Origin of the sequence: Sinomonas sp., assembly GCF_051955515.1 — a bacterium.
Taxonomy (GTDB): Bacteria; Actinomycetota; Actinomycetes; order Actinomycetales; family Micrococcaceae; genus Sinomonas.
Window position 1 is genome coordinate 39,310 of sequence record NZ_JBQCGQ010000281.1, and the last position, 11,783, is coordinate 51,092.

Below are 11,783 nucleotides of genomic sequence, written 5' to 3' on the forward strand. Positions count from 1 at the left end.
GGGAGACGCTGTCCTGCACCCTTCCCTGGGAATTGAAGCTTCCCGCAGCTCGAAGGACTTCAGGCAGACGTTGCTCGAGCTCGGACTTGCGAGCGAGGCGGGCAGCAACGTGTGGCGTTGGCTTTTCGGCGCTGCCACGAGTCGCGCGCGATTGCTCCCGGACGGGTGGCCTGCCGTCCACGCCGCCCTGATCCACTGCTTGACCGGAATGTCCCGCTGGGCAGCCCTTGCCTTCGTGAGCTCAGCCTTGGGGTTCGCCGCAGGACTTTCGTCTCTGATCGCGCTCGCTGCTGGCGGCCTGCTCTTCTTCGCTGCCGTCCTTGTCCACGAAATCGGGCACGTCGTCGCGTATCGTGCGCTCGCACCTCGTGACAGTCCGGGGATCATGGTGACCCGCGGGCTCCGGTGCCATCTGGTCCGGAAAACGCTCGCGCCCAACGCCAACCTCGCCGTAGCACTTGCCGGTCCGGTGGCTCCCGCGATCGCTGGATCCTTCCTGATACCAGTCGCCACGTGGGCTCCGCTCGTCTTCTGGGCGTGGGCAGCTCTGGCGTTGAGTCACGCCGCCTGCGCGGCGCTGCCCTTCGGCGACGGCGAGACCATCAGGGACAGCTGGCGCCGAGCGCGAGGCGAGCGTCGTCGAGGATGAGAGCGCGCGGCCGAGCGTTGCAGGCCTCTTCAGCGGCGCACGCGGACGTCCACGGCATGCCGTCTCACGGGCAGCGCCTCCCAGGGCCGCCTCAGCTGAAAGACGACGGCGCCCGATTCAGTGCCTGCCCGTAGGAGGAATCGCTGGGACGACGGAGAGCCTGGCGCCGCCCCCTCAGTCGCAGTCCTCGGATGCTCCGCCACGAGAGTCATCCCCTCGGACAGCACTTCCACCTCCCACCGGAACCCCGTTCCTCCGGGAGCTGTCAGCACCACGTCGAACTCGGCGCCCGCGTCAACGTCCCGCCCTTCCCGGCTGTCTGCAGACTCCATGGCCCCGATTTTTCACGTCGGCTCCAGCCTCAGACAAGTGTCCGGTGAGATCAGGGGTCACGCCACGGCAGAAGGACGGACGGTCGCGTATCGGCCACCAGACGCAGAGGATCCACGTAGTCGGTTCCCCGGGGGCCTGCGCCGTCGCCGGTCTCCCGGACCCCCCAATGCAGGCATCCTTCCGGGCAATGCTGGGGCGTCGGAGCGACCCGGCCCACGGCTTGCCCGGCGGTTACGGCGGCGCCCCGGGGGAGGCCGGATTCGACCGGCTCGAAGCTGCTGCGCAGGCCGTTGCCGTGGTCGATCGTGACAACGTCCCGATCCACGACCCGGCCCACGAAGGAAACTATGCCACTGGCGGGGGCCCGCACCTCTTGCCCGGGGGTCGCCCGGAGGTCTACGCCGCGGTGGCCACTCAACCAAGGGCGCTCGGGAGGATCGAAGGTGCGGACGACGGCGGGGCGCGGCGCGAGCGGCCACTCCCACCCGGCGCGAATCCCTCGCTCGTCCGACTGAGACGGCGCAGCCGTGCTGGCGATAGCCGGCAGGAGGAGCAGGAGTGGGAGGATGAAGCGGGGGAGCGCGAGATGGTGGAGCACAGACCGAGCCTCTCGCGTCTTGGCGCATCGGATGAGCCCACGTTGCCCGCATGTGGAGGACACGCCGTCGTCGGCTCTGTGGAGGGCCGACGTGGAGGGCAGACGAAGCGCGGCGGCGGGGTAGCGCTGTAGTACACTGAGAACCGCGGCTTTCTGCGTCCTCTTGCCATGCCAATCTTCCAATTGAGCGGAAGCATGGGTGCGCGCGGAAGCCGACTCCGCGCATCCAGCGTCCCACCTCCCTGTGAGGTGTGATCCGGTGCTCCCGACGGTCCGCCCAGTCACTGCGACAGGACGGTTCGGGTGCACGGGGGATGCCAGGGATGGCGGCCGGCCGGCCGTCGTCGAACAACCGTCAACATCAATGGCAGGGGCAAGGGCACCCGTAGGGGCTCCCTCATCCATGACCTGCCGGAAGGAGCGTCGGCATGCCCGTCGTCACCATGCGCCAGCTGCTGGACAGCGGCGTCCACTTCGGTCACCAGACCCGTCGTTGGAACCCGAAGATGAAGCGCTTCATCTTCACGGAGCGCAACGGCATCTACATCATCGATCTCCAGCAGTCGCTGTCGTACATCGACCGCGCCTTCGAGCACGTCAAGAACACGGTCGCCAAGGGCGGCACGGTGCTCTTCGTCGGCACGAAGAAGCAGGCCCAGGAGGCCATCGCCGAGCAGGCGACCCGCGTTGGTCAGCCGTACGTCAACCAGCGTTGGCTGGGCGGCATGCTCACCAACTTCTCCACCGTCGCCAAGCGCATCCAGCGCCTCAAGGAGCTCGAGGAGATCGACTTCGAGGACGTGGCCGGTTCGGGCCGCACCAAGAAGGAACTCCTCATCCTCGAGCGCGAGAAGGACAAGCTCGAGAAGACCCTCGGCGGTATCCGCAACCTTTCGCGCACCCCGTCCCTTCTCTGGGTGGTCGACACCAAGAAGGAGCACCTCGCGGTGGACGAGGCCAAGAAGCTCGGCATTCCGGTCGTCGCGATCCTCGACACCAACTGCGACCCGGACGAGGTCAACTACCCGATCCCGGGCAACGACGACGCCATCCGCTCCGTCAACCTGCTGACCCGCGTGGTGGCCGACGCCGTGGCCGAGGGTCTCATCGCCCGCAACAACCGTGGCTCGGGTTCCGAGGGATCCTCCGCGGCTGAGCCGCTGGCCGAGTGGGAGCGCGAGCTCCTCGAGGGCCAGAACGCGGAGCAGGCCGAGCAGGCTGCCCCGGCTGCCGACTCGGCTGAGGGAACTTCGGCCGAGGGCGAGCAGGCTCAGGCCTAGTCAGCCCCAGAACTTCCTCTGAGTCCGGATCCCGGTGTCGGAGGACTACGGCAGGATGGCACCGTGAACCGCGGCGCCATCCTGCCGATGTGTGAGAAGTGCAAAGTACAAGACAGAGGGGTTCACATGGCGAACTACACCGCTGCTGACATCAAGGCCCTGCGCGAGCGCACGGGCGCGGGCATGATGGACGTCAAGAAGGCTCTCGACGAGGCCAACGGCGACGCCGAGAAGGCCATTGAGATCATTCGCATCAAGGGCCTCAAGGGCGCCACCAAGCGCGAGGGCCGCTCCACCGCCGAGGGCCTCGTCGCCGCCAAGGTCGAGAACGGCGTGGGCGTCATGGTCGAGGTCAACTGTGAGACTGACTTCGTGGCCAAGTCTGCGAAGTTCATCGAGCTGGCCGACAAGGTTCTGGCCGCCGCGGTTGCGTCTGGCGCGTCTGACCTGGACAGCCTTCTCGCTGCGCAGGCGGACGGCAAGGCCGTGAGCGACTTCGTGGTCGAAGAGGGCGCAGTCCTCGGCGAGAAGGTCGCGGTCCGCCGTGTTGCCCGTATCGAGGGCGCGACGGTTGATGCCTACCTGCACAAGACGTCCAAGGACCTTCCGGCTCAGGTCGGCGTCCTCCTGGCCGTCAACGGCGAGGGCGAGGCCGCTCAGGCTGCTGCCCACGACGTCGCCGTGCACGTCGCCGCGATGGCTCCGAACTACCTCCGCCGCGAGGACGTCCCGGCCGATCTCGTCGAGTCCGAGCGCCGCATCGCGGAGGAGACGGCCAAGGCTGAGGGCAAGCCCGAGGCTGCGCTGCCGAAGATCGTCGAAGGCCGCGTGACGGGCTTCTTCAAGGGCGAGGTGCTCCTCGACCAGGCGTTCGCAAAGGACGCCAAGAAGAGTGTCGGCCAGGTGCTCCAGGAAGCCGGAGTCGAGGCGACTGCCTTCGCTCGCTTCCGTGTCGGCGCCTGACCCACGCGACCAGCCGAAAAGCACTGAGGGGCGGCCACCGCGGGTGGCCGCCCCTTTTGTGCGCTGAGAATGCCGATAATCTAGACCAAGGCCCACACAGCGTTCGCGAACCACCGCCTTGAGGGGACAGATCACCAATGGAAACCGTGCAGACTGACGTGCAAACCTCAACGCTTCCCCTGACCGACGATCCCCTCCCGCCGCACCGCCGGCGCGTGCTGCTCAAGCTGTCGGGGGAAGTCTTCGGCGGCGGCAAGCTGGGCGTGGACCCGGGCACCGTTCGCAATGTCGCCGAGCAGATCGCCGCAGCGGTCGACGACGTCGAGGTCGCCATCGTTGTGGGCGGGGGCAATTTCTTCCGAGGCGCCGAACTCTCCCAGAGCGGGATGGACCGCTCCCGGGCGGACTACATGGGGATGCTCGGCACGGTGATGAACTGCCTCGCACTCCAGGACTTCCTCGAGCAGGCGGGGGTCGAGACCCGCGTCCAGAGCGCCATCACGATGGGGCAGGTCGCTGAGGCCTACATTCCGCGGCGCGCGATCCGCCACAGGGAGAAGGGCCGCGTGGTGATCTTCGGCGCGGGCGCCGGCCTGCCGTACTTCTCGACCGACACGGTCGCGGTGCAGCGCGCGCTCGAGGTGCATGCCGACGTCGTCCTCATGGCCAAGAGCGGAGTGGACGGCGTCTACACCGCTGACCCCAAGAAGGATCCGGAAGCCCAAAAGCTCGAGCGACTCACCTACGACGAGGCCCTTCGCCGCGACATCCGGGTGATGGACCAGACCGCCATGACCATGTGCAAGGACAACGGCGTCACGATGGTTGTGTTCGGTATGGAGGGTGCGGGCAACGTGACTCGCGCCATTCTGGGCGCGGAGCTGGGAACCGTTGTGACCCCCTAGTCCAGCTAGGATGTCGGTAGTCCATGAACGCGTCCAGTCAGGAGCCAGCAACCGTGATCGAAGAGACTCTTCTCGAAGCCGCCGAAAAGATGGAGAAGGCCGTCGAGGTGGCCAAGGAGGACTTCGCGGCGATCCGCACCGGGCGCGCCAATCCGGCGCTCTACGCCAAGGTCATGGTGGAGTACTACGGAACTCCCACGCCGCTGCAGCAGCTCGCGTCGTTCCAAGTCTCTGACGCGCGCACCATCCTCATTACCCCGTTCGACAAGACCGCGCTGCGGGACATCGAGCGCGCCCTCAGCGACTCGGAGGTGGGGGCCAACCCGTCGAACGACGGTGCGGTGATCCGCGTGGTCCTGCCCGAGCTCACGCAGGAGCGCCGCAAGGAGTACGTGAAGATCGTCAAGGGCAAAGGCGAGGATGCGAAGGTCTCGATCCGCAGCATCCGCCGCAAGGCCAAGGAATCGCTCGACCGGCTCGTCAAGGACGGCGAGGTCGGCGAGGATGACGGTGCCCGCGGCGAAAAGGAGCTCGACGGCCTGACCAAGCAGCACACGGACAGCGTGGACGAGCTCGTCAAGCGCAAGGAAGCCGAGCTGCTCGAGGTCTGATGGCCGATCCACAGCCCGAGGCCGGCGGGCCGCCGCTCGACGCGCCGGGGGCGCCGGCCTCCCGGCGCGCACGCCGTGAGGCGGCTGTCGCCCAAGCCGCCGCGGCTGGAGCCGCGGTCCCACCTCCTGGATCCAGCTCGAAGGCGGGGCGCAATCTGCCGGCGGCGATCGTCGTTGGGCTTGCCCTCCTGGCCGCGGTGCTCGCAGGGCTGTTCATCTGGCCGCTCGGCTTCGTCCTGATCGCTACGGCGGCCGGTGTTCTCGGGGTCTGGGAGGTGTTCCGCGCGCTCCAGACCCGCAGGACGAACATCCCGATCGTGCCCGTGCTCATCGGCTCGGTGGCGATCCCGTTCTCGGCCTTCATCGGCGGGCAGGAAGCGCAGCTGTTCGCGCTCCTTGCCGCATGCGCAGCCGTGCTGCTCTGGCAGAGCCTAGAGTCGGCGGAGGGAGCCGTCACCAACGTCGTAGGCGGCGTCTTCGTGCTCATGTGGATCCCGTTCTTCGTGGGCTTCGCTGTCCTGCCGCTGCATGACTCCGGGCTTTCGTCGGCGCCGTTCGGGCTGTGGCCCGGCCTTGAGGTGCCGAAGAGCGTCCTTCAGCTGGTGCTCACGCTCCTCCTCATCGTCGCCAACGACACGTTCGGCTACATCGTCGGGGCAAGTCTGGGCAAGCACCCGATGGCACCGAAGATCAGCCCCAAGAAGTCGTGGGAGGGGTTCGCCGGGTCCGTGGCGGGCGCCATCGTGATTGGAATTCTGGGGACCGTCTTCCTGCTGGGGAGGCCTTGGTGGGAAGGCATCGTCCTGGCCATCGCGATGGTCGGCGCCGCGACGGCTGGGGACCTCGGAGAGTCGATGGTCAAACGCGAGCTGGGCATCAAGGACATGAGCAGCATCCTTCCCGGTCACGGCGGAATGATGGACCGGCTCGACTCGATCCTTTTCGGCGTGCCGGTGGCGTACCTGGTGTTCAGCGTCCTTCCAGCCTCCTGATAAGGCAGGATGAGCCCTGACGGAACGATAATGTTGGGCAGGGCAGGTCATGGCCCGCGGCGGGACACCGCCTCTAGAGAGGGCCGTAGGAGAGGACGGAGGCAGGGTGGCGCGAGCTGAATCGGGGGCCGCGGCTGGGTTCGAGCGGGTCGACCGCGGCGAACTGGGCTACAGCCCCAAGCAGGTCGAGAAGTTCATGGAGGCCGCCCGCGCCTATCTGCGAGGTTCTTCATCAGAGCCGATCACCAGCCACCACGTCCGAACGATTGCCTTCGACGCCGTGCGGGGCGGCTACGACGCGGGCCAGGTGGACGCGGCCTTGGATCGCCTCGAGGATGCGCTGGCCCGCAGGGAACGCGATGAGCTCATCGATCGCGAGGGGGAGGACGCCTGGCTACACGAGGTGGGCTACCTCGCCGGGATCCTCCGCAATCGACTTCACCGCCCCGATGGCGATCGCTTCCGCCGACCCTCGAAGAACGGCGCCCCGAGCTATCACCGGGGCGACGTGGATGCGCTCTGCCACCGGCTCCTCGACTATCTGGAGCACGATGCCACGATGAGCGCCGACGACGTTCGGACTGCCGTGTTCCGTACGGTTGCCGGGCGGGAGGGCTACGAGGAGACCCAGGTCGACTCTTTCTTGGACCGCTGCGTGGAGCTCATCGCGAAGATTGCCTGACGGGGAGCCGGAGCGTGAAGACGCTCCCGACCCCCAGTTCACTCGCGACGTCGAGGCTGCCGCCATGCTGGACCGCCACCTCGCGGGCGAGGGCGAGACCCAGCCCCGTACCGGGGATCCCGGAGCGGACTGCAGCCGAGCTCCGTTGGAAGCGGGTGAAGACCCGCTGAAGGTCTTCGGGCGCGATGCCGATTCCCTCGTCTTCGACGGTGCACACGGCCCAGCCTCCCTCTCGCTTCCCGGTCACCACCACCTTGCCGCCGGTCTCTGAATACTTGAGGGCGTTGGAGACGAGGTTCGCCAGAGTGCGTACGACGGCGGTCTGGTCGCCGAGGATCGGGAGCGCGTCGTCGGCGTTCACGTGGAGTGCGAGGCCGCGCCTTGCGGCCTCGGGGGCCGACGACGCTGCCTCCTCTCTGAGCAGCTGCGCCAGATCGAGCGGGGCCCGGACGGGTTCGGTGGAATCGGAGGTGGCGGCAGCGAGGATGTCGTCCACCATCTTGTTCAGGTGACGGGCGTTCCGTGCCATGACCTGGACGTCGGAGCGGGCCGCTGCGCTGAGAGACGGCTCCTCCTGGAGTAGCTCGGCGTAGCCGAGCAGGCTCGTGAGCGGGGTCCGGAACTCGTGGGACATCGCCGCAACGAAGCGGTCGCGAGCACGAACCGCCTTCACCACCTCCGTGACGTCCGAGAAGGCGAGGACGGACCCTTCCTGGCATCCTGTGACTCCATAAAACGGACGGGCCGAGACTGACACGATGCGCGCGTTGGCGCCTGTGCCGAGTCGAAACACGTCGTGCGCGAACGTCTCACCGTTCCTCGCCCGGTGGACGGGGCGCCTCTCAAGGGGGGTGAGCCGGTCGGAGTCCTCTCCGTAGACGAGGAGCTCCGGTTCGCGGCCTTCGTCCACGCCATCGGGCAGCGCGATCCGGTGCAGTTCGCGCTGCCGCGCGTTCATGAGAAGGCGTCGACCGTCTGAATCGAGCACAAGGACGCCAACGTCCACTGTTTCGAGGACGGTGTCGAGGAGCCTCTGGCGCAGTTCGGTCCGTGCAAGGAGTTCTCGCACCCGGGTCCGCTGGATCATCCCACTTGCGGTCATCACCGCCGTCGCGATTCCGATCGCTAGCACCATGAAGGGGGTGACCAACTCGGCCGTGAGCGTGTACGAGGTGGAATTGCCCTCCCCAAAGTGGGGCGTCCAGACCATGGCGAAGGTCGCAGCGGTTCCGAGGGGGACCATGACGGCAGGCCGGTACCCGGATCCGGCAAGCCACATCATCGGAAAGACCGCGAGGAGTCCGAGGCCTTGGAGGAGGTCCTCAGTGCTGGCGCGGAGGATGCCCACCGGGATGAAGTCAAGCAGGGGGATGACAAGAAAAGCTCGCTTGGGAAGGCGCTCCCACGGAACCACGGCACACAGTGCAAGCAGGAACAGAGCCAGCGCCTGGGCTCCCACGAAGCCTGCGTCGGTCAACTCGCCAATCTGGACCGACGCTGCGATCCCGCACACCAGGATCATCGTGGCATTGAGCGGCAACTGGCTCAGCACGACCTTGGCTGGAAGGTTCAGATCGTGGAAGCGGCGTTGCCCCAGCAGGACAAACTTCTCGACAAGATTCCCCACGCGACCCTCTTCCCCATTTCTGCGTCAATGAGTCAACCCTGTGACGCTTTCTGTCGACTGGATGTCACTTCATCAGGTCCGGGGACCCCGCTCCAACAAGGGGTCCATGCGAAAGGGGATGAGCTCGCCCATGGAGAGCGCCGTATCGGTCCGTTCGACGCCGTCGACGGCCAGGATCTTGCCGTTGATCCGGAAGAGGTCCTCCGCGTCGAGGGCGACCACGCGGAGCAGAAGATCGGCCGTGCCGGTGAGCCCGTGGCCTTCGAGCACCTCGGGGATCTGGGCGATGGCAGCTGTGATCTCGGCGAGAAGCCGCTGCTGGACGTGCACGGTGATGAAGCAGAGCAGTGGGTAGCCGAGCGACGCCGGGTTGATGCGCCGGTCGAACGGGAGGAAGGCGTGCTGCTCGAGGCGGGCGAGCCGTGCCTGGACCGTGTTGCGCGAGAGCCCGAGTTCTTGGGCGAGGGCCACCACTGTTCGGCGGGGGTCCTCTGCCAGAGCACGCAGGATGCGGGCGTCGGTGGCGTCCACGGAGTGCATGCTGCGCAGAGTAGCACGCCGAGCCGGAGCCAAATAGGGCATCCTGCTCACTTCTCGCGTGGATGGTTGTACCCCCTGCCCCTTGTGAGTATCGTCACAGTTACCTCGGGGGCCTACAGGCCTTCCCGCGAAAAGATAGGGATGCGAACCGAAGTGTCCACGTATCAGATGATTGCCGGCGACGACGGATCGCCGATCCAGCTCCTCTCTCCAGACGGCGCTCGACACCCCCACGAGCGCTACGACCGTTTCCTCACGGATCTCGACGGCGAGAACGGCAAGGACCTGCTGCTGAAGATCTACGAGGACATGGTCGTTGCCCGAAGGATTGACGCCGAGGGCACAGCTCTTCAGCGTCAGGGCGAGGTTGGCCTCTGGCCCCCGTTCGTTGGCCAGGAAGCGGCACAGATCGGCTCCGCCTATGCCATCGGCCGTGACGATTTCATTTTCCCCAGCTACCGGGAGATCGCCGTCGCGTATGTTCGGGGCGTTCCGCTTGCGGATCTGGTCCGCCAATGGCGAGGTAGCGCGAATTCAGGGTGGGACCCGTACGAATTCAATATGGCGCCGTCCCAAGTCGTCATCGGCGCGCAGACGCTGCATGCCGTGGGCTACGGAATGGGGGTGCTGTTCGATGGTGCCGAGTCCGCCGTCATCACCTATTTCGGCGACGGTGCCACCAGCCAGGGGGACACCAACGAGTCGATGGTCTTTGCCGCGAGTTTCCAGGCGCCGGTCGTGTTCTTCTGCCAGAACAACCAATGGGCGATTTCCGAGCCTGTGGGAATCCAGGCGCACGTGCCGATCGCTCTGCGGGCACCCGGCTTCGGGATCCCGAGTGTGCGCGTCGACGGCAACGATGTTCTCGCCTGCCTCGCAGCTTCGCGCGAAGCGCTCGAACGGGCGCGCTCGGGCAACGGGCCCTCCTTCATCGAGGCCGTCACATACCGCATGGGGCCGCATACGACGGCGGATGATCCCACCAGATACCGGGACGCCAACGAACTTGAGGACTGGAAGGAACGGGATCCGATTTCCCGTCTCGAGTCGTTCCTCACCTCTCGGGGCTTCCTTGACGACGCCGGGCGCTCGCGCGTCGCGGAGAAGGCGGATTCCGTGGGCGCGGCGCTGCGGGAGGCCACCATCCGCATGCCGGATCCGGCACCGGAGGCCCTCTTCGAGCACGTCTACGCGGGCCCGCAGCCGATCCTTGACCGGCAGCGCGATCATTTCGGACGGTATCGGGCCGGTGTCGAGGCCGGCGCAGAAGGGGGCCAGTGATGACTGAGATGACCTTCGCGAAGGCGATGAATGCCGGCCTGCGTCGTGCCATGGAGCGGGATTCCAAGGTCGTCCTCATGGGCGAGGACATCGGCAAGCTCGGAGGTGTCTTCCGGATCACGGATGGGCTCCAGAAGGATTTCGGGGCGCACCGGGTCATCGACACGCCACTCGCCGAATCCGGCATCATGGGAACCGCGATCGGGATGGCCTATCGGGGCTACCGGCCCGTCATCGAGATCCAGTTCGACGGCTTCGTATATCCGGCTTTCGACCAGATCGTGTCCCAAGTGGCGAAGCTGCACTTCCGCACTCTGGGCCGCGTCCGCATGCCGATCACGATCCGCATCCCGTTCGGCGGCGGCATCGGCTCACCGGAGCACCATTCCGAGTCTCCGGAGGCATACTTCGTGCACACCGCGGGGCTGCGCGTGGTGAGCGTCTCGAATCCCCAGGACGCCTTCTCGATGATCCAGCAGGCCATCGCGTGCGATGATCCCGTGGTCTTCTTCGAGCCGAAGCGGCGCTATCACGACAAGGGAGACGTCGACGAGTCGGCGGGCCTCGAAGGACCGGCGGGGCTCGGCATGGACGCGGCGAGGGTCGCCGCAGAAGGCACAGACGTGACCCTGATCGCCTATGGTCCGCTCGTCAAGACGTGCCTGGATGCGGCAGTGGCCGCTTCGGACGAGGGGGTTTCGATCGAGGTCATCGACCTGCGATCGCTCTCTCCCGTCGATTACCCGGCCCTTGAGGCATCCGTTCGGAAGACGGGGCGTCTCGTCATCGCCCACGAGGCCTCGCAGACAGCCGGTCTGGGCGCCGAGCTGGCGGCTGCCATCACGGAACGCTGCTTCTACTACCTCGAACACTCGCCGGTTCGGGTGACAGGCTTCGACGTTCCGTATCCGAATTCGCGGCTCGAGACTCTTCATCTGCCGGATCTGGATCGCATTCTCGACGGCGTGGACCGCGCGCTGGGCCGCCCCAATTCGCTCAGCGGCAGCGAGGAGGGCGAGGAGTGAGCGCGGTGTCCGAGCGTCCCTCATCCGCCGAGACCGTCACCCGGGACTTCAAGCTTCCGGATCTCGGCGAGGGGCTCACCGAATCGGAGATCGTCTCCTGGCGCGTCGCCGTCGGGGACGAGGTTCGGCTCAATCAGGTGATCGGCGAGGTTGAGACCGCCAAGGCCGTCGTCGAGCTTCCGAGCCCCTTTACAGGTCGCGTCGTCGCGCTCCTCGCGGAACCGGGCCAGGTGGTCGCCGTCGGAACGCCGATCGCCACCTTCGAAGTCGCAGACCAGAAGGAACCGGCCCAGAAGG

The 11,783-nt window shown here is 66.7% G+C and carries 14 protein-coding genes; 10 read left to right on the forward strand and 4 right to left on the reverse strand.

Features of this window, described 5'->3' with window-relative positions:
• Nucleotides 1–70 precede the first annotated feature (70 nt).
• Nucleotides 71–649 (forward strand): hypothetical protein, encoded by a 579-nt coding sequence (locus ACTHL9_RS16580; protein ID WP_440520380.1) that lies wholly within the window; start codon nucleotides 71–73, stop codon nucleotides 647–649.
• Nucleotides 650–678: 29 nt separating this feature from the next.
• Here ACTHL9_RS16580 and ACTHL9_RS16585 read toward each other — a convergent pair whose 3' ends face one another.
• Both ACTHL9_RS16585 and ACTHL9_RS16590 read right to left on the reverse strand, forming a co-directional pair.
• Entirely contained in the window at nucleotides 679–981 is a 303-nt protein-coding gene (locus ACTHL9_RS16585) for a protease inhibitor I42 family protein (protein WP_440520381.1), read from the reverse strand.
• Between the two features lie 50 nt (nucleotides 982–1,031).
• Nucleotides 1,032–1,580, reverse strand: a complete 549-nt coding sequence (locus tag ACTHL9_RS16590; RefSeq protein ID WP_440520382.1) for a M23 family metallopeptidase — start codon at nucleotides 1,578–1,580, stop codon at nucleotides 1,032–1,034.
• 428 nt (nucleotides 1,581–2,008) lie between these two features.
• On the opposite strand from ACTHL9_RS16590, the gene rpsB reads away from it, so the two are divergent.
• The 6 genes from rpsB (at nucleotide 2,009) to ACTHL9_RS16620 (ending at nucleotide 7,013) form a co-directional block, all read left to right on the forward strand.
• Nucleotides 2,009–2,860, forward strand: a complete 852-nt coding sequence (gene rpsB / locus ACTHL9_RS16595) for a 30S ribosomal protein S2 (RefSeq protein WP_440520383.1) — start codon at nucleotides 2,009–2,011, stop codon at nucleotides 2,858–2,860.
• A 126-nt stretch (nucleotides 2,861–2,986) separates the two neighbouring features.
• Nucleotides 2,987–3,823, forward strand: coding sequence for a translation elongation factor Ts (tsf, locus tag ACTHL9_RS16600; RefSeq protein ID WP_440520384.1), 837 nt, complete (start codon nucleotides 2,987–2,989; stop codon nucleotides 3,821–3,823).
• A gap of 137 nt (nucleotides 3,824–3,960) precedes the next feature.
• The gene (pyrH, locus tag ACTHL9_RS16605; RefSeq protein ID WP_440520385.1) at nucleotides 3,961–4,728 is read left to right on the forward strand and encodes a UMP kinase; all 768 of its coding nucleotides are present in this window, start codon (nucleotides 3,961–3,963) and stop codon (nucleotides 4,726–4,728) included.
• Between the two features lie 53 nt (nucleotides 4,729–4,781).
• Nucleotides 4,782–5,339 (forward strand): ribosome recycling factor, encoded by a 558-nt coding sequence (gene frr / locus ACTHL9_RS16610; protein WP_440520392.1) that lies wholly within the window; start codon nucleotides 4,782–4,784, stop codon nucleotides 5,337–5,339.
• Nucleotides 5,339–6,331, forward strand: coding sequence for a phosphatidate cytidylyltransferase (locus ACTHL9_RS16615; protein ID WP_440520386.1), 993 nt, complete (start codon nucleotides 5,339–5,341; stop codon nucleotides 6,329–6,331). Before frr ends, ACTHL9_RS16615 begins: the two co-directional genes overlap by 1 nt.
• A gap of 106 nt (nucleotides 6,332–6,437) precedes the next feature.
• Complete coding sequence (locus ACTHL9_RS16620) at nucleotides 6,438–7,013, forward strand: DivIVA domain-containing protein (RefSeq protein WP_440520387.1); 576 nt, start codon at nucleotides 6,438–6,440, stop codon at nucleotides 7,011–7,013.
• Here the strand turns inward: ACTHL9_RS16620 and ACTHL9_RS16625 are convergent.
• Nucleotides 6,994–8,640, reverse strand: a complete 1,647-nt coding sequence (locus ACTHL9_RS16625; RefSeq protein ID WP_440520388.1) for a sensor histidine kinase — start codon at nucleotides 8,638–8,640, stop codon at nucleotides 6,994–6,996. The genes ACTHL9_RS16620 and ACTHL9_RS16625 overlap by 20 nt on opposite strands.
• A 72-nt stretch (nucleotides 8,641–8,712) precedes the next feature.
• On the reverse strand, nucleotides 8,713–9,180 hold the full coding sequence (locus ACTHL9_RS16630; RefSeq protein ID WP_138419331.1) for an Lrp/AsnC family transcriptional regulator: 468 nt from the start codon (nucleotides 9,178–9,180) through the stop codon (nucleotides 8,713–8,715).
• Between the two features lie 141 nt (nucleotides 9,181–9,321).
• Here ACTHL9_RS16630 and pdhA point away from each other — a divergent pair, with 141 nt between their 5' ends.
• From pdhA to ACTHL9_RS16645, 3 genes are all read left to right on the forward strand, one after another.
• Entirely contained in the window at nucleotides 9,322–10,461 is a 1,140-nt protein-coding gene (pdhA, locus tag ACTHL9_RS16635) for a pyruvate dehydrogenase (acetyl-transferring) E1 component subunit alpha (protein WP_440520389.1), read from the forward strand.
• Nucleotides 10,461–11,486: an alpha-ketoacid dehydrogenase subunit beta gene (locus tag ACTHL9_RS16640; protein ID WP_440520390.1), complete on the forward strand. Its 1,026-nt coding sequence runs from the start codon at nucleotides 10,461–10,463 to the stop codon at nucleotides 11,484–11,486. Before pdhA ends, ACTHL9_RS16640 begins: the two co-directional genes overlap by 1 nt.
• Nucleotides 11,487–11,491: 5 nt before the next feature.
• Nucleotides 11,492–11,783 (forward strand): biotin/lipoyl-containing protein (locus tag ACTHL9_RS16645; protein ID WP_440520391.1); only part of this gene is annotated, 292 nt, incomplete at its 3' end.